Source organism: Humidesulfovibrio mexicanus, assembly GCF_900188225.1.
In the GTDB taxonomy this organism is placed as follows: Bacteria; Desulfobacterota; Desulfovibrionia; order Desulfovibrionales; family Desulfovibrionaceae; genus Humidesulfovibrio; species Humidesulfovibrio mexicanus.
Genome location: NZ_FZOC01000007.1, coordinates 157,484 through 176,351, shown reverse-complemented (window position 1 = coordinate 176,351; position 18,868 = coordinate 157,484). Strand labels below are relative to the sequence as shown.

18 protein-coding genes are annotated in these 18,868 nt (G+C 67.5%); 8 read left to right on the top strand and 10 right to left on the bottom strand.

The genetic code is table 11. From position 1 onward, the window contains the following. Nucleotides 1–95: 95 nt before the first annotated feature. Both CHB73_RS14125 and CHB73_RS14120 read right to left on the bottom strand, forming a co-directional pair. Entirely contained in the window at nucleotides 96–737 is a 642-nt protein-coding gene (locus CHB73_RS14125; RefSeq protein WP_089275245.1) for a peroxiredoxin, read from the bottom strand. A 30-nt stretch (nucleotides 738–767) separates the two neighbouring features. After that, nucleotides 768–2,153: an MBL fold metallo-hydrolase gene (locus CHB73_RS14120; protein ID WP_089275244.1), complete on the bottom strand. Its 1,386-nt coding sequence runs from the start codon at nucleotides 2,151–2,153 to the stop codon at nucleotides 768–770. 170 nt (nucleotides 2,154–2,323) lie between these two features. Between CHB73_RS14120 and CHB73_RS14115 the strand changes: the two genes are divergently transcribed. Further along, nucleotides 2,324–3,541 (top strand): ABC transporter permease, encoded by a 1,218-nt coding sequence (locus CHB73_RS14115; RefSeq protein ID WP_089275243.1) that lies wholly within the window; start codon nucleotides 2,324–2,326, stop codon nucleotides 3,539–3,541. 6 nt (nucleotides 3,542–3,547) lie between these two features. Here CHB73_RS14115 and CHB73_RS14110 read toward each other — a convergent pair whose 3' ends face one another. Further along, on the bottom strand, nucleotides 3,548–4,069 hold the full coding sequence (locus CHB73_RS14110) for a CBS domain-containing protein (protein ID WP_089275242.1): 522 nt from the start codon (nucleotides 4,067–4,069) through the stop codon (nucleotides 3,548–3,550). A gap of 48 nt (nucleotides 4,070–4,117) precedes the next feature. Then, nucleotides 4,118–5,287 (bottom strand): SEL1-like repeat protein, encoded by a 1,170-nt coding sequence (locus CHB73_RS14105; protein WP_179217062.1) that lies wholly within the window; start codon nucleotides 5,285–5,287, stop codon nucleotides 4,118–4,120. 320 nt (nucleotides 5,288–5,607) lie between these two features. Between CHB73_RS14105 and CHB73_RS14100 the strand changes: the two genes are divergently transcribed. Then, nucleotides 5,608–5,808, top strand: a complete 201-nt coding sequence (locus CHB73_RS14100) for a hypothetical protein (RefSeq protein ID WP_089275240.1) — start codon at nucleotides 5,608–5,610, stop codon at nucleotides 5,806–5,808. A 73-nt stretch (nucleotides 5,809–5,881) separates the two neighbouring features. Here CHB73_RS14100 and CHB73_RS14095 read toward each other — a convergent pair whose 3' ends face one another. Both CHB73_RS14095 and CHB73_RS14090 read right to left on the bottom strand, forming a co-directional pair. Next, nucleotides 5,882–6,259, bottom strand: coding sequence for an Hsp20/alpha crystallin family protein (locus tag CHB73_RS14095; protein WP_089275239.1), 378 nt, complete (start codon nucleotides 6,257–6,259; stop codon nucleotides 5,882–5,884). A gap of 35 nt (nucleotides 6,260–6,294) precedes the next feature. Beyond that, the gene (locus CHB73_RS14090) at nucleotides 6,295–6,708 is read right to left on the bottom strand and encodes an Hsp20/alpha crystallin family protein (protein ID WP_089275238.1); all 414 of its coding nucleotides are present in this window, start codon (nucleotides 6,706–6,708) and stop codon (nucleotides 6,295–6,297) included. A gap of 516 nt (nucleotides 6,709–7,224) precedes the next feature. On the opposite strand from CHB73_RS14090, the gene CHB73_RS14085 reads away from it, so the two are divergent. From CHB73_RS14085 to CHB73_RS14075, 3 genes are all read left to right on the top strand, one after another. Beyond that, nucleotides 7,225–8,349: a DUF362 domain-containing protein gene (locus CHB73_RS14085; protein WP_089275237.1), complete on the top strand. Its 1,125-nt coding sequence runs from the start codon at nucleotides 7,225–7,227 to the stop codon at nucleotides 8,347–8,349. A gap of 271 nt (nucleotides 8,350–8,620) precedes the next feature. Next, complete coding sequence (locus tag CHB73_RS14080; RefSeq protein ID WP_089275236.1) at nucleotides 8,621–10,366, top strand: proline--tRNA ligase; 1,746 nt, start codon at nucleotides 8,621–8,623, stop codon at nucleotides 10,364–10,366. A 15-nt stretch (nucleotides 10,367–10,381) separates the two neighbouring features. After that, entirely contained in the window at nucleotides 10,382–11,029 is a 648-nt protein-coding gene (locus CHB73_RS14075; protein ID WP_089275235.1) for a class I SAM-dependent methyltransferase, read from the top strand. A gap of 24 nt (nucleotides 11,030–11,053) precedes the next feature. Here CHB73_RS14075 and CHB73_RS14070 read toward each other — a convergent pair whose 3' ends face one another. Continuing rightward, nucleotides 11,054–12,292, bottom strand: coding sequence for an ABC transporter permease (locus CHB73_RS14070; RefSeq protein ID WP_089275274.1), 1,239 nt, complete (start codon nucleotides 12,290–12,292; stop codon nucleotides 11,054–11,056). Further along, nucleotides 12,289–13,491, bottom strand: coding sequence for an aminotransferase-like domain-containing protein (locus CHB73_RS14065; protein WP_089275234.1), 1,203 nt, complete (start codon nucleotides 13,489–13,491; stop codon nucleotides 12,289–12,291). The genes CHB73_RS14070 and CHB73_RS14065 overlap by 4 nt, the downstream gene beginning before the upstream one ends. Before the next feature lie 133 nt (nucleotides 13,492–13,624). On the opposite strand from CHB73_RS14065, the gene thiM reads away from it, so the two are divergent. Genes thiM through CHB73_RS14050 form a run of 3 tightly spaced genes read left to right on the top strand, consistent with a single transcriptional unit; the run spans nucleotide 13,625 to nucleotide 15,975 of the window. Continuing rightward, entirely contained in the window at nucleotides 13,625–14,428 is an 804-nt protein-coding gene (gene thiM, locus CHB73_RS14060) for a hydroxyethylthiazole kinase (RefSeq protein WP_089275233.1), read from the top strand. Nucleotides 14,429–14,439: 11 nt separating this feature from the next. Beyond that, the gene (gene thiE / locus CHB73_RS14055; protein ID WP_089275232.1) at nucleotides 14,440–15,087 is read left to right on the top strand and encodes a thiamine phosphate synthase; all 648 of its coding nucleotides are present in this window, start codon (nucleotides 14,440–14,442) and stop codon (nucleotides 15,085–15,087) included. Nucleotides 15,088–15,117: 30 nt separating this feature from the next. Further along, nucleotides 15,118–15,975 (top strand): GNAT family N-acetyltransferase, encoded by an 858-nt coding sequence (locus CHB73_RS14050; protein ID WP_089275231.1) that lies wholly within the window; start codon nucleotides 15,118–15,120, stop codon nucleotides 15,973–15,975. A gap of 54 nt (nucleotides 15,976–16,029) precedes the next feature. On the opposite strand, the gene CHB73_RS14045 is transcribed toward CHB73_RS14050, so the two are convergent. Next, nucleotides 16,030–17,319: a hypothetical protein gene (locus tag CHB73_RS14045; protein WP_143337403.1), complete on the bottom strand. Its 1,290-nt coding sequence runs from the start codon at nucleotides 17,317–17,319 to the stop codon at nucleotides 16,030–16,032. Between the two features lie 208 nt (nucleotides 17,320–17,527). Then, on the bottom strand, nucleotides 17,528–18,868 hold the full coding sequence (locus CHB73_RS14040) for a histone deacetylase family protein (RefSeq protein ID WP_089275229.1): 1,341 nt from the start codon (nucleotides 18,866–18,868) through the stop codon (nucleotides 17,528–17,530).

Below are 18,868 nucleotides of genomic sequence, written 5' to 3'. Positions count from 1 at the left end.
CCGTCGTCGTTTTGGGACACGCCCGGCCCGGGTGTTACATTTCTTCCCTTGACCGGGTCCAAGGGGCGGAGCCCCCTGCCGTACTGCCCTGCTGTTTACAGTTGCTTGTAGCAGAACCACCAGTCGAAGCTGTCGGCCTTGCCGGTGCGCTCGCGGGCGGTTTTCACGTCCTTGGCGGGCGGAATGATGACCTGGCCGCCGATGAGTTCGTTGTTGGGCCAGCCTGCGGGGATGGCCACGCCGTGGGCGTCGGAGGTCTGCATGCCGCGCACCGCGCGCAGGATCTCGTCGATGTTCCGGCCCAGTTCCTGCGGGTAGTAGAACATGATGCGCAGGGTGCCCTTGTCGTCCACGATGAACACGGCGCGCACGGTGTTGGTGCCCTTGCCGGGATGGACCATGCCGAGCGTTGCGGCCACCAGGCCCATGTCGTCGGCGATGACCGGGAACTCGATGCGCTCGCCCAGCTTTTCCTCGATCCACTCGATCCATTTGATGTGCGAGAACACCTGGTCGATGGACAGGCCGATGAGTTCGCAGTTCAGGGCCTTGAACTCCTGGTAGCGCTTCTGGAAGGCCACGAACTCGGTGGTGCACACGGGGGTGAAGTCCGCCGGGTGCGAGAAGAGCACGAACCATTTGCCCGCCATGTCCTGGGGCAGGTGCAGTTCGCCCTGGGTGGTGGTGACGGTCATTTCCGGGAACTGTGCGCCGAGAAGGGGGATGCTGCTTTCCATTGTCTTTCTCCGTTTTTTTGTGTGTGGGTGTTATTGCGTGACGAGGGCCTGGCCGGAGCGCGCCCAGGCGAGCGTGCCCCCTGCCAGGGACTTGACGTTGCCGTATCCGTGAGATTTCATGTACGATCCTGCCATGTTGGAGCGGTATCCCGTGCCGCAGTAGACCACGATCTCGTCATCCGTGGGCAGGGAGCAGCAGGCTTGCAGGATGTCTGCGAAGGGCAGGTGTTGCGCCCCGGCTATGCGGCCCGCGTTCCATTCCGCAGGGGTGCGCACGTCCAGCAGCACGGGCGCGTTTCCCGTGGCGATACGCCGGGCCAGTTCCGGCGCGCCCAGCTGTTCCAGGCGTTCGGTGGGCTTGCCCGCGTAGATCCAGGCCTGCATCCCACCGGCCAGCCAGCCAAGGATGTTGTCGTAGCCGATGCGGTGCAGCTCGGTGCGCATGGCGTCGTAGGCCGGGCGGCCGTCCACAACGAGCAGGAGGTCGGCCTTGGGGTCCACCACCATGCCCACCCAATTGGCCAGCTGCTTTTCGAAGCCGATGTTCAGCGCGCCGGGGATGTGGCAGCCGCCGAAGGCCGAACCGTCCCGGGCGTCGATGATGGTGGCTCCGGCGGCCATGCGCGCCTCGAAGTCGGCCACGGAAAGCGCGCGCTCCAGGGGGCAGCGGTCGAGCAGCGGCGCACCGCCCGCGTTGGTGGCGATGATGTGGCTGAAGCTCTTGGGCCGTACGGGGAAGTCCTGGCTCATGGCCAGGGCGAAGTCCTCGAAGGAGGCGTATTGCAGACGCGGGTTGTGCAGGCGTTCGTAGCCCAGGGTGGTGCTGGGCTTGGGGCTCATGCCCTTGCCGCACAGCGAGCCCGAGCCGTGCGCCGGGTACACCTCCAGGTGGCCGGGCAGTGTTCCCAGCTTGACGAAGAGCGAGTTGTACAGGTTGTGGACCTGCTCTTTCAAGGCCGCATCGCCCACCAGGTCCGGCCGACCGATGTCGCCCACGAAGAGCAGGTCGCCGGTGAGCAGCATCCAGGGATCTTCGGAGCGCGCGAGGTCGGAGACCAGCAGCGAAATGGAGTGCGGCGTGTGGCCCGGGGTGTGCAGCACCTGCAGTCGCGCCACGCCGGCCTCCAGCACCTGGCCTTCCGGCAGGGGGGTGAAGGCGAACCGGGCCGGGGTGTCCGGGTGCATGCAAATGGGCGCTCCGGTCCGGGCGGCGAGCTCGTGCGCGCCGGAAACGTGGTCCGCGTGCACGTGGGTGTCGATGATGTGGGTGACGCGCATTCCTTCCTGGCGGGAGATGTCCAGATAGTCCTCAATGTCGCGTTTTGGGTCCACAACGACCATCACGCCCTTGCCGGGGCAGCCGAGCACATAGGAAAAGCATCCCAAACCGGGTACTTGGATCTGCTTGAAGTACATCTGGATTTCCTCCTGGCGGCCAATGCCGTGTTCAAAGTGATAACTATTACTATTTTAGAATTACGTCAATACAAAATAGCACCGGGCTTGCGCCCAAGGCAACAGCGAGGTGGGAAATCCTTGCCGTCGCACGGCTTGCCGGGCGCGGCGCGCTGGGCTACAAGTCGGGAATGCTGCTGGATCTCAAGATCGCGCTTTCGTCTCTTTCCGCGCACAAGCTGCGCGCGCTGCTGGCCATGCTGGGCGTGTTTCTTGGCGCGTTGTCGTTCAACGGGGTCCAGCATGTCTCCGAGGCCATGCTCAAGGCTGCGGAGGCTGAGGCCGAAAAACTCGGCCCCGGACTGTTCGCCGTGGTGGCCGGGCAAGTGCGTTTCACCCATGGCGGCGGGGGCACGCGCGGCCAGTCCGTGCAGCGCACCTTCACCGTGCAGGACGCGCGCGCCCTGGCCGGCGGGGTGCCCGGGGCCGTGGCCCTGGCGCCGTACCTCGCCGGAAACATGCCCATCCGCTCCGCAGGGGTCACTGTCACCACGCAGATGGTGGGCACCTGGCCGGACTACCCCCAGATCCGCAGCTTCCAGCCCGCCCATGGGCGTTTCCTCACACGGGCCGATGTGGAGGGCATGGAGCGCGTGGTGGTGCTGGGCAACACCATTGCGGAGCGGCTGTTCGGCGGGGCGGAGCAGGCCCTGGGGCGCGAGGTCCAGGTGTTCCGCGCGCGGTTCCGCGTGGTGGGCGTGATGGAGCCCAAGGGCCGCGACCTGACCGGCACAGACCAGGACGAGCAGACGTTTTTGCCGTTGTCCACCTACATGCGCCGGGCGGCCAACCAGACCTGGATCAGCGGGGCCTACCTGCGCCTGGCCGAGGGCGCGGACGTGGAGCTGGCCAGGGAGGCGGCCAGGCGCATCATGCGCCAGCGCCACCACCTGGAAGGCAAGAAGGACGACTTCAGCGTGCTCACCCCGGCCGACGCCATGGAGCTGCGGCGCGAGGCCCTGGACCTGGTGCAGACGCTGGGGGCCATCACCTCGGTCATCTCCTTCGCGGTGGGGGCCATGGGCATCTTGTCCATCATGGTGCTCATGGTGCAGGCCCGCCGCATGGAGATCGGCATCCGCCGGGCCGTGGGCGGCAGCCGGGGCCAGATCATCCGGCAGTTCCTGCTGGAGGCGGGCATCATGGCCGGCACGGGCGGGCTGTTTGGCGTGGCGGCCAGCATCCTCCTGGTGGAGATCGTGTGTGCGGTGGCGGGCTTTCCGTACGTGTTCGAGCCGCTGTTCACCCTGGCGACCCTGGCGGGCTCGGTGGTGCTGGGCCTTGCGGCAGGGGCATATCCGGCCAGGCAGGCCGCCAACATCGAGATTCTGGGCGTGCTTTCGGCCTAAAGCGCGTCAGCCGACAAAGAATTCGCTGCCCGTCCCTTCGTCAGGCTGGGTGCAGCCCGTGCGCAGCGCCGCAAGGCCCGGATCCCGGAGCATGGCGTCCAGCAGGCGCAGCAGCAAGCGTCGGGTCACTTCACCCTTCAGGCGGCCCGCCGCGTCCACAACGGGCAGGGCGGTAACGCCGCGTTCCCGCAGCAGCGGCCGCGCGGCCAGAAGCGGGGCGTCCGGCGCCACGGTGGGCAGGTCCGCGCGCATAAGCGTGGACACGGGCAGGCACTTCTTCGCCTCCAGCGCGCGGCCGATGCGCGCCAGCTCCTGCTCGTCGGAGCTGTCCTGCCCGTGCCCCCCGTCCATGAAGGCGTTGAGCAGCTCCAGCATGGTCACCACGCCGAGCAGCCGCCCGTTGGCGTCCACAACGTAGGTGTAGCGCGATCGGCCGCCAGGGTTCGCATACCACTCGACAAGGCGGGACAACGGCTCTTCCGGAGCGATGCGGGCAAGGTCGCGCCGCATGACTTGTTCGATGCGCATGGCGGACACCTCCGGCGGGAAGGGCGCGCGGGCCGGGCTGCGGCCAGGCTAGTCGCGCGCGGGCTTGGGCTTGTAGGCGGACACGCGGGCGTCCAAGCCTTCGCGCTCGACGCGGGAAAGCTCCTTGGCCACGGCGTCGCGCGGGGGCTGCGCCGTGGAAAGGCCGTGCCGCGCGGCAACGGAATACCAATAATAGGACTCGGCGGGCTTCTTCGCCAAGACCTGGCCCTGTTGGTACAGCAAGCCAAGGTTGAACATGGCCTTGGGATCTCCCAGTTCGGCCGCGCGCAAAAGCAGGGCCTCGGCCTCGGCGCTGTTCTTGGCGGAATCCTTGTCGTCCAGCAGCATGAGGGCCAGATTGCACATGGCCCCGGTGTGGTTGCGGTTGGCCGCTTCGCGGTACCAGCGCCGCGCCGCCTCGCAGTCGGCGGGCACGCCCTGCCCCTGCTGGCAGTGCAGGGCATAGGAATACTGGGCCCGGGCGTGGCCTTTCTTGGCCGCGCGCTCCAGCCATTGGGCCGCCTTGGCGGAATCCTTGGGAACGCCGATGCCCTGGGCGTACATCTGCGCCAGCAGGTACTGCGCGCGCGGGTGTCCGGCCTCGGCGGCCTTGCGCATCCACACTGCGGCCTTGGCGTCGTCGCGCTCAAGCCCCTTGCCGCGCGAATAGGCCAGGGCCAGATTGTACATGGACTTCACGTGGCCCTTGGTCGCGGCGGTTTCGTAGTGCTTGGCGGCCTGGCCCAGGTTCATGGGCACGCCATGGCCGCTGCTCAACAGCTCTGCAAGATTGTACATGGCCGCCACCTGCCCCTGCTCCGCCGCCTTGGCGTACAGCTCGGCCGCGCGGGCGGAGTCCCTGGCCACGCCCTGGCCCTGGTCGTAGGCAAGCGCCAGGTTGAACTGGGCCTCGGCCAGGCCCTTGTCGGCGGCCATGGTCCACCAGCGCACGGCCTCGGACGGGGATTTGGGCGCGCCCTTGCCCGTGGCGAGATGGATGGCCAGCTCGTTCTGGGCGTGCGCATCGCCCTCCTTGGCATTTTTCAGCAGCTCGCGGACCTTGGGGCTCATCTGTTCGGCGGCGGGTTCCAGGACCGAAGGCGGGGGCGGGGCGGACTTGCTGGCGTCGGCCGGGCCGGGACAGAACGCGGCCAGGGCCAAGCCGACGGCCACGGCGGCCCGGAGCCGGGGAAGGCGGGCAGAGGGCGGTTGCGTCACGGGTGGACCTCCTGAGGGCATGTCGGCCGGCGGAAGTGCGGACCGGAACAATCACTACTAGGCTGTGTGGGCGGTATTGTCCACATTCTCCGCCGCCAGCGCCGCGCGCAGGCCCGGCCCTTCTGTGTTGCAACGCCACTGTTGCATGGCCTGAGCCCAAAACTTTTAAACGTAGAAAGAGGCATTTCAAAAAGCAAATAGGCGAACCTATAGTCTATTTTATAAAAAACAACTGGACACAGGGTGGTACGTTAAATAGATACGCACAAAACGAACGGCGCACAACAGATGGCCTTGCGCCATGATCCAGGAGGACCTTCATGCATTGCCTGTTCATCTACCGGGATTCACAGGGGCGGCTCCCCGATGCCGAGGCTCTGCGGCGGTGCGGATTCGGGGTCTCGGAGGCGGCCCTGCCGCAGCCGACACCGGAGAGTCCGCGGCGCGAGCCAGCGGCGCTGGCGCTGGCGGCGGAAACCATTGCAGCCTACGGGGCCAAGCGTGCGGACGGGGCGGCGTGATCCGCAAAACACGGCTCCCCCGGCCGGTTTGACCAGGGGAGCCCACTGTTTGCGTCCGGAGTGCCGCCGGGGCCTACTCCGCTTGAATGGGGATGCGGCGCGGCGCTGTCTTTTCCAGTCGTGGCAGGTGGATGGAGAGTACGCCGTCCTTCAGGACGGCGGCGATGCGCTCGCGGTCCACCAGGTCGGACAAGGCCACCGCGCGGACATATTCGCCCGGTCCGAACTGGACCTCCAGGAAGGTCTCCTTGTCCGAAGCCCCCTGCATGGCGCGTCCGGTGACCAGCAGTTCATTCTCGTTGATGTCGATCTTGAGGTCCTCGCGGCGCACTCCGGGAATGTCCATGTAGATGTGGAATCCGTCCTCGCGCTCAAGGATGTCCGTGGCGGGGCTCACGCGGGGCAGGGCCTTGGCTTCCGCGCGGGCCTGGGTGTCGGGTGTTTCGGTCATGGCGTGTCCTCCTTGTTCCGCATTGCTGTGCCGCATCAGCTCACGTCGATGCTGATCTTGCGGGGAATGCATTCCGCGCACTTGGGCAGGGTGACGGTGAGCACCCCGTCCACCAGGGTGGCCTTCACGGCCTCGCGCTCCACGGGAACGTTCAGGGCGACCACGCGCTGGAAGAATCCGGCCGGGCGCTCCTGCCGGTAGTACTTGCCCTGCTCCGTGGGCCGTTCGCCCTTGATGACGAGGTTCTTGTCCGTAAGGGTGAGTTCGAGGGCGTCCAGCGGCAGGCCGGGCAGTTCGGAACGCACGTAGTACGCGGTGTCGTCCTCGCTCACGTTCAAGGGCGGATAGGCAAGCCGCCTTCCCTCGGCGAACTGCGGCTTGAAGAAGTCCTCGAACAGCCGCTCGAAGCGGCCCGGAAAGGTGTACAACGTATTGAAGTCGAGCACCATGGCGCTACCTCCTTGCGAATGTTGTGTGCGAAAAATAGGCACGCATATCGTCCAGTCAAGATGTTTTTTACAGTGATTGGCGTTGCGGTGATGGCGGTTTGGCGTACGGAGTATGGCATGGTGCAGTGCAGGATGGATGCATATGGAGACAGTGCTGCACATAAAAACACAGTGGTGTGCGCCGCATTCCCGTTTCCTTCGGGTGGACCCCGGCCCCCCTTTGTCCGGGCCTGTTCGGGTCACTGCGGCGCACTGCGCTCTTTCTTGGCTAGGGGCGGCTCAATCCGCCATTCTGTGGGGAAGCGCTCTGCGTCTATTCGGGTTCACCCTCCGTTGCCGTTGGGGTCGAACCACCGCCCTCGGGACTTCCGGGGCGGGCTTACTGTTAAGATAAGCACGATGCGGACGGTGTAAAGCCCCTTGCCCCCAGCTTGCCACGCGCGCCCCGCCGGTGCATTCTGTGTTCCGCGCCGCCCCCTGCCCGCGTTCGCGCCCACCACAGCAATGGAGGCCTTTATGACAAGCCCCGTGTACTTCTGGAACCTGCGCGCCAGCCTCAAGGCCCCCTATGCCGAGCGCATCCGGCGCCTGCTGGCCCGCGTCGGCTTCGCCGGACACGTGGAAGGCGGCGAGCTTACGGCCATCAAGATCCATTTCGGCGAACGCGGGGTCACCAGCCACGTGCAGCCCCTCATGCTCAAGCCCGTGGTCGATTTCCTGGTCAAGGCCGGGGCGCGCCCCTTCCTCACCGACGCCAGCACCCTCTACGTGGGGCAGCGCGGCGAGGCCGTGTCCCACGCCATGCAGGCCGCCCTGCACGGCTTCGATCCCCTGCTCCTCGGCGCGCCGGTCATCATCGCCGACGGCCTTAAGGGCGCAAGCCAGACCGCCCTGCCCGTGCGCGGCGGGAAACACTTCACCGAGGCCTTCATCGCCGCGGACATCGCCGGCGCCGACCTCCTCGTCTCCGTCAATCACGCCAAGGGCCACGAACTGGCGGGCTTCGGCGGCGCGCTCAAGAACATCGGCATGGGCGCGGCCTCCAAGCAGGGCAAGATGCAGCAGCACGTCAGCACCGGGCCGCTCGTGGTCATCGACAACTGCAAGGGCTGCGGGGCCTGCGTCTCCATGTGCGCCGCCCGCGCCCTCTCCCTGGCCGATGCCCCGGACGGCGGAAAGAAGATTCGCCTCGACGCCGCCCGTTGCGTGGGGTGCGGGGCCTGCTTCCTGGCCTGTCGGCACGGGGGCCTGGAAATCGACTGGAAGACCGATGTCGCCGCCTTTCTGGAGCGCATGATGGAGTACGCCGCCGCCATTCTGGTGGGCCGCGCCAAGCCGTCCCTGCACATCAGCTTCGTCACCAACGTCACGCCGGACTGCGACTGCATGGGCTTCTCCGACGCCTGCATCTGCCCGGACGTGGGGGTGCTCGCCTCCCTGGATCCCGTGGCCATCGACCAGGCCAGCATCGACCTCATCAACCAGGCCGAACCCCTGTGGCCCAGCCACCTGCCCAAGGGGCTCAAGCCCGGCGACGACAAGCTGCGCGCCCTGCACCCGCACCTGCCGCCCGCTTTCGGCCTGGACTACGCCGAAAGCCTGGGCCTGGGCACGCGGCGCTACGAACTGGTCGCGCTGTAGGGCGCAAAGATAGCGGCGGCAGCCAGGCCCGGCGCGAACACGGTCCCCCCTGCTTTCTTTCCCCGGAGCGCTTGTAGGGACGCGCGGGCGTTGGGCAGAGCGGCGCTTTGGAACGGAAGGGGGGAGGGCCGTGTCCGGCGCTCTGCCCGCCCGGCCCTTCCCTGTTGGCGACGTTTGTGCCAAAGAAGGCGGAGCGCCGCTCCGGAGCGCCGCCCCGTATTGGGGCAGGCGACGGCGTGGCGTCACCAAATCCGCAAGCATGGAGAACCGAATGCGCCTGTCCAAAGCCTATGTGCCCACCCTGAAGGAAGTGCCCGCCGATGCCGAGGTGGTAAGCCACCGCCTGCTTTTGCGCGGCGGTTTCGTGCGCCAGCTTACGCGCGGCATCTATACCTATTTGCCCCTGGGCTTGCGGGCCGTGAACAAGGTGGCGGACATCTGCCGCGAGGAGATGAACCGGGCGGGCGCGCAGGAGATTCTGATGCCCATGGTGCAGCCGGCCGACCTGTGGGCCGAGACCGGGCGCTGGGAGTTCTACGGCAAGGAGCTGCTGCGCTTCAAGGACCGCGCCGACCGCGACTACTGCCTGGGCCCCACCCATGAGGAAGTCGTCACCGACCTGGTGCGCGGCGAGGTGCGCTCCTACCGCCAGCTGCCCATCAACCTGTACCAGATACAAACCAAGTTCCGCGACGAGATCCGTCCGCGGTTCGGGCTTATGCGCGGGCGCGAGTTCGTCATGAAGGACGCCTACTCCTTCGACCGTGACGAGGCCGGAGCGGACGCCAGCTACCGCGCCATGTACGACGCCTACTGCGCCATCTTTCGGCGGCTTGGGCTGGAGTTCCGGCCCGTGGAGGCCGATACCGGGTCCATAGGCGGCAACTTCAGCCACGAGTTCATGGTGCTGGCCGACACCGGCGAGGACACCATCGCCACCTGCCAGGCCTGCGAGTACGCGGCCAACCTGGAGAAGGCCGAGGCCGTTGTTCCTGCGGACACCTGCGGCTGCGGCCACGACTGCCCGCCCGCAAGCGAGATTCCCACCCCCGGCGCGCACACGGTGGAGGAGCTGTGCGCCTTTTTGGGCGTGGAGGCCCGCGTCATCCTCAAGACCCTGCTCTTCGACGTGGACGGCAAGCCCGTGGCCGCGCTGGTGCGCGGGGACCGCGAGCTGAACGAGATCAAGCTCAAGAACCACCTGCACGCCCAGGATGTCAAACTCGCCTCGCCGGAGCAGGTGACCGCCTGGACCGGCGCGCCCGTGGGCTTTGCCGGGCCCATGGGGCTCAAGGCTCCGGGCATCGTCATCGTGGCCGACCGCGAGCTGGACCTGGACTGCGGTTGGATCGCCGGGGCCAACGCGGGCGACACGCACGTCAAGAACCTGGACCTGCGCCGCGACGTGAAGGTGGACGCCTACGCCGATTTGCGCAACATCACCGAGGCCGACCCCTGCCCGCGCTGCGGCGGGGCCATCCGGCTGCGGCGCGGCATCGAGGTCGGCCACGTGTTCAAGCTGGGCCTCAAGTACTCCAAGGCCATGAACGCCACCTTCCTGGACGAGAACGGCCGCGAGCAGGTGATGGTCATGGGCTGCTACGGCATCGGCGTGTCGCGCATCGTGGCCTCGGCCATCGAGCAGAACCACGACGACGACGGCATCAAGTTCCCGCCGTCCATAGCGCCCTACGAGGTGTCGCTTGTGTCGCTCGCGGGCAAGGACCCCGAAGTCGCCCAGGCAGCAGATGACCTGTACGAGCAGCTTGTGGGCATGGGCGTCGAGGTGCTTTACGACGACCGCGACGAGCGCCCCGGCGTGAAGTTCAAGGATGCCGACCTTTTGGGGATGCCCATGCAGTTGGTGTTGGGCGGCAAGGGCCTCAAGAATGGCGTCATCGAGGCCAAGGACCGCCGCACCGGCGAGAAGCGCGAGCTCAAGCTGGCCGACTTCGTGGCCGAATTCGCCTCCTGGCGGCGCACCGTGCGCCAGGGCTGGGGACTGGACATCGCCTAGGCGAGGGGGGGGGCCATGGCCGATCTCGACCTGCAACGCGACTACTGGAACGGCGAGGGGGCGGGCAAGACCTTCAGCCACCCCCTGCCCCTGGACGAGCTGTGCGCCCGGCTTGCGCCGCAGGCCGACATCCTGGACTACGGCTGCGGGTACGGACGCGCTGCGGCCCAGCTCGTCCAGGCGGGGTTCTCCCGCGTCGTCGGCGTGGACATCTCCGAGGCGCTTCTGGCCCGCGGGCGGCGCGAACACCCGGACCTGGACCTGCGTCTGGCCCAGGGTATCCCGCTCCCCTTCGCGGACGCCTCCTTCGATGCCTGCCTGCTTGTGGCCGTGCTGACCTGCGTGCCCACAGAGGCCGGAGCCGAGGCCGTGCTCGCCGAGGTCCGGCGGCTTTTGCGGCCCGGCGGACTGCTTCTGTTGAGCGACTATCCCTTCCAGCCGGACGCGCGCAACATCGCCCGCTACCGCCAGCACGAGGCCGAGTTCGGGATCTATGGGGTGTTCCGCACCGGCGGGGCCGTATGCCGCCATTTCGCCCCGCAGCGTCTGGACGCCCTGCTAAGCGGCTTCACCCCGGCCTGGCGGCGCGATGTGGACGTGCCCACCATGAACGGCAACCCCGCGCGCATCACCCAGGCCATCGCCCTGGCCAGCGGGCGCTAGCTCCGGTCCTGGAACGCAAGAGGGCTATGCGTCTCCGCGCAGGGCGGCGATGGGGTCGAGCTGGGCTGCGGCGCGCGCGGGCTTGATGCCGAAGACGAATCCGATGACCAGCGCGCTGCCCAGGGACAGGAAGAATACCTTCCAGGAAAAGAGGATTTGCAGCATTCCCAGCCGGGTGAGCAGCTGGCCGAGCCCCAGGCCGAGCCCCAGGCCCACCAGGCCGCCCACGGCCGTGAGCATGGCCGCTTCCAGGAGAAACTGGGCCAGAATGGCGTTTTGCGTGGCGCCGAGCGCCTTCTTGAGGCCGATTTCGCGGCTGCGCTCGCTGACGCTGATGGAGAAGAGGTTGGCCAGCACAAAGCCGCCCACGGTCATGCTGGCCGCCGCCGTGACGCCGAGGAAGGCCACCAGCCCGCCCTTGAAGGCCGAAAGGAACTTGAGGATCTCATCGGCGGTGATGATGGAGAAGTCGTCGTCGTCCGTGGGGCCGAGGTTGTGGTTTTGTCGCATGAAGGAGCGCAGGTTCTCCACATGGGTGCTCATGCGTTCGGGCTCCAGGAACTTGATGCGCATGGCCCGGTAGTATTTTCGGTCCATGTTGAAGCGGTTGGTGAGCGTGGTGATGGGGATGATGATGCGGTCGTCCACCTCTCCGCCGCCGCCGGAAGCCCCACGGTACTTGAGCAGCCCGATGGCCTGCACCTGGAACTTGCCCACCTGGAACGTGCGCCCCACGGGCGACTGGTCGCCAAAAAGCTCGCGCGCGGGCTTGTCGCCAAGAAGCGCCACCCGCGCGCCCAGGCGCACGTCCTCGGCCGAAATGTCGCGGCCTTCCACCAGCGGCCAGTTCCAGGCCTGGGCGTAGTTCTCCGTGGCGCCGATGACCAGGGTGCCCGGCATGTTGCTGTCCTTGTGGCGCACGGGCACCTCGGCCTTGGAGCGCATGGGCACCACCATGGACACGCCCGGCAGCGACTGGCTGATGGTGCGCACGTCGTCCTGGGTGATGGTGTTGAAGCGCGCCCCCACCGCGCGCTTCTTGAAGTTGCCGCCGAACACCAGCGCCGCATCCGGGCCGAACCATTCCACCAATTCCACGGCCTTGCGCTCGGCCCCGTCCACGGCGGTGACGATGAGCGTGAGCGAGGCCACGCCGAAGCCCACGCCCAGGATGACGAAGAGCGAGCGCGCCTTGTAGGCCCAGACCGCGGCCAGGGCCATGCGGCGCAAGCGCGCCAGCAGCGTCAGCGCGCCCGCGCTCATGCCCCCGCGCGGGCCGCTTTCCCGGCCTCGGCCATGCACTCCTCCAGGCAGGTGGCCAGCCGCTTGATTCCGTCCTCGATGGTGGCGGCGTCGGCGTTGGAGTAGTTGAGGCGCAGAGTGTTCTCGCCGGTGCCGTCCACGAAGAAGGCCGCGCCGGGCACGAAGGCCACCTTGCGCTCCACCGCGCGGCGCAGAAGCTCCGTGGCCGAGAGCCCCTCCGGCAGGGTGGCCCAGAGGAACATGCCGCCCTCGGGCTCCGTGACGCGGACGTTCTTGGGGAAGTGCCTGGCGATGGCGTCCTGCATGGCGCGGCACTGCTCGCCGTACAGGCGGCTGATGCGCGCCACATGGGCCTCGAAGTCGTTGTCCGCCAGAAAGCGGTGCACAATCATCTGGTCGAGGGAGCCGGTGTGCAGGTCGGCCGCCTGCTTGGCGATGACGAGCCGTTCCATGATGGACCCGCGCGCCACGATCCAGCCCAGGCGGAAGCCGGGCGCGGCCACCTTGGAAAAGGTGCCCAACAGCATGGAGAGCTCCGGCCGCTGTTTGCAGACCGGGGGCAGGGCCTGACCCTTGAAGCGCAGCTCGCCGTAGGGGTCGTCCTCCAGGAAGAAGGTGCGGTGCCGCTTCAGCAGTTCGGCTACGCGGGCGCGCTTTTCCTCGGAGTAGGACAGGCCAGAGGGGTTCTGGAAGCTGGTGACGGCGTAAAAGAGCTTGGCGCGCTTCAGGGCGCGGTCCAGCAGCTCCAGGTCCGGCCCGTCGTCCTCAAGGGGCACGGAGCGCCAGCTGGGACGGAAGATGGTGAAGGCCTGGATGGCCCCCAGGTACCCGGGTTTTTCCATGACCACGGTGTCGCCCGCGTTGACCAGGATCTTGCCCACCAGGTCCAGGGCCTGCTGCGACCCTGTGGTGATGAGGATGTCCTCGGGCCGCACGTCCATGCCCTTCTTTTCCTGGTAGCGCCGGGCGATCCACTCGCGCAGGGGCGCGTAGCCCTCGGTGGTGGAGTACTGCAGCGCGCTCGGTCCGGCTTCGTACAGCACTTTGGCGGCGGCGGCGGCTATCTCCGGCACCGGGAAGGAGGCCGGGTTGGGCAGTCCTCCGGCAAAGGAGATGACGGACGGGTCGGCTGTGACCTTCAAGATCTCGCGGATGAAGGAACGTTGTGCCTTGGCCACGCGGTGGGCGAACTGGGGCATGGGGGGTCTCCTTATTGTTGCGTAGGGGAGACTGTAGGCCCGCGCCCGCCGGATTTCAAGCCTTGGCGGCTTGACAATGCCCACGCAAGCGGAGATTCATGGCCCACACCCCATTCCCTCCGGGAGGTATCCAGTGACCGACGCCGACACCCTGTACCGCGACATCGAGGCCATACGGGCCAGGAATCCGGTGGTGGTCTCCATCACCAACTATGTGGTGACCAACACCACGGCCAACGCCCTGCTGGCGCTGGGGGCCTCGCCCATCATGAGCCACGCGGTCGAGGAGATGGCCGAGCTGGTGGCGATTTCCGGCGCGCTGGTCATCAACCTGGGCACGGTGGCCCCGGAGTACCTGGCCGCCATGGACCCGGCCTGGGCCGCGGCCGATGGAGCGGGCGTGCCCGTGGTGCTCGACCCCGTGGGCGCGGGCGCCTCCATGCTGCGCACCGTGACCCCCCTGGCCCTGCTGGATTCGCACCGGCCCTTCATCATCCGGGGCAACGCCTCGGAGATCATGACCCTTGCCGGGGATGCGGGCAGCGCCGCGCGCGGGGTGGACTCCACGGCCAAGAGCGATGCCGCGGGCTCGGCTGCGCGCGCCCTGTCCATGAAGCACGGCTGCGCGGTGGTGGTCAGCGGCGAGGCCGACCTTGTGGTGGAGGGCGGGGCCAAGGTGCGCGTGCTGGGCGGCAGCCCGCTCATGCCGCGCGTCACCGGGCTTGGCTGCACGGCCACGGCCCTGTGCGCGGCCTTTGCCGCGGTGAACAAAAACCCGCTGGAGGCCGCGCTCCACGCCAGCGTGACCATGAAGATCGCCGGGGAGATGGCCGAAGCCAAGGCCAGCGGGCCGGGCACCCTGCAGCTGCATTTCTACGACGCCTTGTACGCCATGAGCGCCCAGGACGTGGCCGACCATATCAAGCTGGTGCGCTAAAGGCGGCGGGCGTGGACTACGGCCTGTATCTCGTCACCGACCGGCCCCTGTGCCTGGGCCGCTCCCTGCTGGACGTGGCCCGCGCTGCCGTGGCCGGCGGCGTGCGCGTGGTGCAGCTGCGCGAAAAACATGCCCCCACCCGCGAGTTCGTGGAGCTGGGCCGGGCGCTGCTCGCCCTGCTGGCGCCCCTTGGCGTGCCGCTCATCATCAACGACAGGCTGGACGTGGCGTTGGCCATCGGCGCCCAGGGCGCGCACCTGGGCCAGGACGACATGCCCGTGGCCCAGGCGCGGGCCATGCTCGGGCCGGGGGCGATCCTCGGGCTTTCCGTGGAGACCATGGACCAGCTGCGCGCGGCCGAGGCCCTGCCCGCCGGGCTGGTGGACTATTATGGTTTGTCGCCTATTTTCCAGACCCCCACCAAGACCGACGCCGGGCCGGGCTGGGGCCTGGCCGGGCTGGCGCGCGCGCGCGCCGAGGTGGAGGCCGGAAGCGGCCGGGCCATTGTGGCCATAGGCGGCATAGGGCGGGAGAACGCCGCAAGCGTGTTGCGCTGCGGGGCGCAGGGCCTGGCCGTGGTTTCGGCCATCTGCTCCGCCCCGGACCCGGAAGCGGCCAGCCGCGAGCTGGCCGGGCTGGTGCGCGGCGCGCAAGGCTAGAAGACAGGCGTGAGGCACGGAGGGAACCGCATGGACGGGTATGCCATCCGCCGCATGGCGCGGCCGGAATTGAGCGTTGCCATCGAGTCGGCCGCGGCCGAGGGCTGGAATCCCGGCCTGCGCGATGCCGAGGCCTTCTGGGCGGCGGATCCGGACGGGTTCTTCCTGGGGCTCTTGGACGGTCGGCCCGCGGCCACGGTTTCCGCCGTGCGCTACGATTCGGGCCGTGGCGGCGGCTTCGGCTTCATGGGCTTCTTCGTGGTGCGGCCGGAGTTGCGCGGCCAGGGGCTGGGCCTGCGCCTGTGGCGGACCGCACAGGCCGCATTGCAGGCGCGCGGCGCGGCGGTCATCGGCCTGGATGCCGTGCTGGGCCAGGTGGAGACCTACCGCAAAAGCGGCTTCGAGCCGGCGCGCATCAGCAGCCGGTACCAGGGCCGCGCGGGCGGCGAGATGCCCCAGGGCCTGCTGCCCTTGAGCGGCGGCTCCTTCGATGAGGTGCTGGCCTACGACGGCCGCTGTTTTCCGGGCCGGCGCGAGGCGTTTTTGCGTTCCTGGCTGGACCTGCCCGGGCACGTGGCCCTGGGCACGCGGCGCGGGGGCGCGCTGGCGGGCTTCGGCGTGCTGCGGCCCTGCGGCGTGGGGGCGAAGATCGGCCCGCTGTTTGCCGACGATGTGGCCGTGGCCCGCGACCTGTTGCGGGGCCTCTTGGCGTCTGCTCCCGAAGGCCCGGTGTTCTTCGACGCGCCCGCCACCAACCCGGCGGCCGCGCGCCTGGCCGAGGACCACGGAATGCGCGTGGTGTTCCAGACCGGGCGCATGTACCTGGGCGGCGTTCCGGAGTACGACCTGGGGCGCGAGTTCGGCGTCGCCAGCTTCGAACTGGGATAGGGGGCGGACCGGGGCTGGGGAGAAATGGCGGCCCCCCCTAGGCGTGCCTCTCTTTCAAGGGGTTTCCTGTTCCCAATTGATGACCTGCTCTCTCCCCTTCTTTGCGAATATGCCGGTTTTTTTGATTTCTCCCGCCGTGTCCGTGACGGTGTACTGCAGTTCCACCATGGGTATGCGCCGCAATCCCTTGCCGAATGCGCCGCTTGCGTTGATCTGCAGGTTGTTGACAATGAGCGTGTAGGAAAGGCCGGCCTTGCCGTCCATGTGTTCGACCAGGGCGGCTGTTTCTGCCAGCTTCATGACTGCATCGGCGCTGGCCCCATCAAGGAATTGCTTGAGGGAATCCGCAAGCCAAGCGTATGCGAGAACCTTGTCAAGCCTTGCCTGCATGTCCGTAGCCGCTGCGGCGTCGGCCTTGGTTCTGCTTTTCCCCGCACTCTGTTTGTCCTCCGCCTTCTTGAGGCCTGTCTCCGCTTGAGCTTTCCAGGCGCACCATTTGCCGTAGGCCTCGCGCAGGGTATGGAGCGTTTTGTTTTTTGCCTCGAATTGCGCGGCGACTTTGTCCAATACGGCGGTCTTCCAGTCTATGCGCTCTATGTGGGCGCAGTTGGCGTTGCCCATGACCACCCGCTCGAAAGCATCGGCGCGCGAGGCTGAATGCAGCGTAATGGCCCGGTCGGTGCGAAGGGATTTGACGAGTTCCGACACCGCGCCTGCGGCGTAGAGCCCGGTGGTCGCCAAGCCGATGGCGGCTGCGGCGCTGAACGACTTTTGCTGTCCGGCGCCAAGGTCGCCAAGCATTTTGAGGGAAGCCTCGCGGAGGAGCCTTGCTTGAACGTCAAACCCGATCAGGGCCTGACGCCTTGCCGTGAGGTCTATTGGCGCGAACAGCATCGTCAGAGGCGCTGTCGCATTGCACATGGCTTCCGCAGCCTGCTGGATGAGAGGGAGGTCGCCCATGCTGGACCACAGCAGAAATGGGATATCCTTGTTTCCTGGGGTGACAGCGCCCCCCTCTCCAATGGGTTTCGGCGCACCAAGCAATTCCTTCAAGGCGGTGACGGTCGACAGCTCCGTGGCGGTTTGGCCCTTCTCAATGGCGACCTGGGCCTCCACCAGGTTTTTTAGCGCATCAATCTTGTCTTGCCCCGCGGTTGCTTCAAGTTTGGCTTGCTCCCGCTGGGCCTTGAGTATGGCCACTTTCGCCTCTGCGATCGCCTGCTGGGCCTTGAGATCTTCAAGGGCGTCGTCCGCCAGGGCCGCCGCCGGAAAGGCGCTCGCACCCGCCAGCATTCCCCAGAACGCCAGCCCGAGAATGGGCGCTCTCCATTGTCCTTTACGCATGATCTCCCCCTCTGGGGCACCGCGACGCGGGACGGTCCCGGGTCAGGCGGGCATCCCAGGCCGTATATCGCACCGCCGATCCGGGAGGTCAATGAGGGGGGGCCGAGAGAACGTGAAAACGCCGCCTCCCGTCCAAGGGAAGGCGGCGTTCCGGCCACGCAGCGCAACATCCTCAGCCCGACCGCTCCCGGCCGGGCCGCTTGTGCAGTCAGAATCCGTGGCGCTCGTACTGCCTGCCCACGCGGTCGATGAGCTGGGTGTAGCGGAAGCCCCCCCGCGCCTGGGCCTCGCCGTAGATTTCAAGCCCGCGCGCGCGGCATTCCGGGCAGGCGTCCACGGGGATTTCCACGCCCAGGCAGTCCGGGTTTTTGGTGGAGCGGCTTACAACCTTCATGAGCCCCCGGCAGGAGCCGCACAAGAGCAGCGATTCCGTCTGCGCCTCGCTTATGCCGTCGGTGTCGTAGTAGATGTCCTTGTGCCGGGTGAACCATTCCACCCCTTCGCGCCGTTCCACTTGTCCGTCCTGCATGGCCTGGGAGGCTGGGGGCGGGCTGAAGTACAGCTCGGGCAGGGCGTCGCAGAGTTTGTCCAGGTATTCGGCGATCTGCGGGCGCTGGGCGTGGCGCACGGCGTCGAAGTCCGGCTCGCGCACGCCGGAGTAGTCCAGCCCGGCCATGGACAGGCAGATGCCGAGGTTGACGTAGGGCAGCGCGCCCTGGATGGAATAGCCGCCCTCCAGCACCGCGATGTCGGCCTGGAGCAGCTCGGTCAGGCGCGCGTACCCCTGGGCGGTGAGGTTCATGTTGGTGATGGGGTCGGTGAAGTGGTTGTCCTGCCCGGCGGAGTTGATGACCACCTCGGGCTTGAAATGCCTGAGAATGGGCATGACCACGCGCTCCATGGCCTGCATGTAGCCCTCGTCGCCGGTGCCGGGGGGCAGGGGAATGTTGATGGTGCGGCCCACGGCCTTGGGGCCGCCGCAGTCTTGCGGAAAACCGGTGCCGGGGTACAGGGTGCGGCCGTCCTGGTGCAGGCTGATGAAGAGCACGTCCGGGTCGTGCCAGTAAATGTCCTGGGTGCCGTCGCCGTGGTGGCAGTCGGTGTCCACCACGGCGATGCGCCGTTTGCCGTGGTGCTCGCGCAGGTGCTCGATCATCACGGCCTCGATGTTGATGGTGCAGAACCCGCGCGAGCCGTGGACCACCTTCATGGCGTGGTGCCCCGGCGGCCGCACCAGGGCGAAGGCCTTCTTGGCCCGGCCGCCCATGACGAGGTCGGCCGCGGTGATGCAGCCCCCGGCGGCCACCAGGTGCGAGCGCGTGGCCACGGCCTCCAGCTCCGGGAAGCAGAAGTGCGTGCGCTCCACATCCTCGCGTCCGGCCACGCCGGGCTTGTGCTCGTCCACGCCCTCGATGTCGAAAAGCCCCTCTTCCTTCAACTGGTCCTGGGTGTAGAGCAGGCGTTCCTCGCGCTCCGGGTGGGTGGGCGAGATGCTCCAATCGAAGGCGGGGAAAAGGATGACCCCCAGGCTGTGCTTGGCCTCGTGCAT

What these genes read in the sequence shown, in the direction of transcription:
- CHB73_RS14050 (WP_089275231.1), top strand. Translation starts at nt 15,118, where the DNA reads ATGGACGGGTATGCCATCCGCCGCATGGCGCGGCCGGAATTGAGCGTT.
- CHB73_RS14075 (WP_089275235.1), top strand. Translation starts at nt 10,382, where the DNA reads ATGGCCGATCTCGACCTGCAACGCGACTACTGGAACGGCGAGGGGGCG.
- CHB73_RS14080 (WP_089275236.1), top strand. Translation starts at nt 8,621, where the DNA reads ATGCGCCTGTCCAAAGCCTATGTGCCCACCCTGAAGGAAGTGCCCGCC.
- CHB73_RS14085 (WP_089275237.1), top strand. Translation starts at nt 7,225, where the DNA reads ATGACAAGCCCCGTGTACTTCTGGAACCTGCGCGCCAGCCTCAAGGCC.
- CHB73_RS14070 (WP_089275274.1), bottom strand. Translation starts at nt 12,292, where the DNA reads ATGAGCGCGGGCGCGCTGACGCTGCTGGCGCGCTTGCGCCGCATGGCC.
- CHB73_RS14100 (WP_089275240.1), top strand. Translation starts at nt 5,608, where the DNA reads ATGCATTGCCTGTTCATCTACCGGGATTCACAGGGGCGGCTCCCCGAT.
- CHB73_RS14120 (WP_089275244.1), bottom strand. Translation starts at nt 2,153, where the DNA reads ATGTACTTCAAGCAGATCCAAGTACCCGGTTTGGGATGCTTTTCCTAT.
- CHB73_RS14110 (WP_089275242.1), bottom strand. Translation starts at nt 4,069, where the DNA reads ATGCGCATCGAACAAGTCATGCGGCGCGACCTTGCCCGCATCGCTCCG.
- CHB73_RS14045 (WP_143337403.1), bottom strand. Translation starts at nt 17,319, where the DNA reads ATGCGTAAAGGACAATGGAGAGCGCCCATTCTCGGGCTGGCGTTCTGG.
- CHB73_RS14095 (WP_089275239.1), bottom strand. Translation starts at nt 6,259, where the DNA reads ATGACCGAAACACCCGACACCCAGGCCCGCGCGGAAGCCAAGGCCCTG.
- CHB73_RS14065 (WP_089275234.1), bottom strand. Translation starts at nt 13,491, where the DNA reads ATGCCCCAGTTCGCCCACCGCGTGGCCAAGGCACAACGTTCCTTCATC.
- CHB73_RS14090 (WP_089275238.1), bottom strand. Translation starts at nt 6,708, where the DNA reads ATGGTGCTCGACTTCAATACGTTGTACACCTTTCCGGGCCGCTTCGAG.
- CHB73_RS14125 (WP_089275245.1), bottom strand. Translation starts at nt 737, where the DNA reads ATGGAAAGCAGCATCCCCCTTCTCGGCGCACAGTTCCCGGAAATGACC.
- CHB73_RS14115 (WP_089275243.1), top strand. Translation starts at nt 2,324, where the DNA reads ATGCTGCTGGATCTCAAGATCGCGCTTTCGTCTCTTTCCGCGCACAAG.
- CHB73_RS14040 (WP_089275229.1), bottom strand. Translation starts at nt 18,868, where the DNA reads ATGCACGAGGCCAAGCACAGCCTGGGGGTCATCCTTTTCCCCGCCTTC.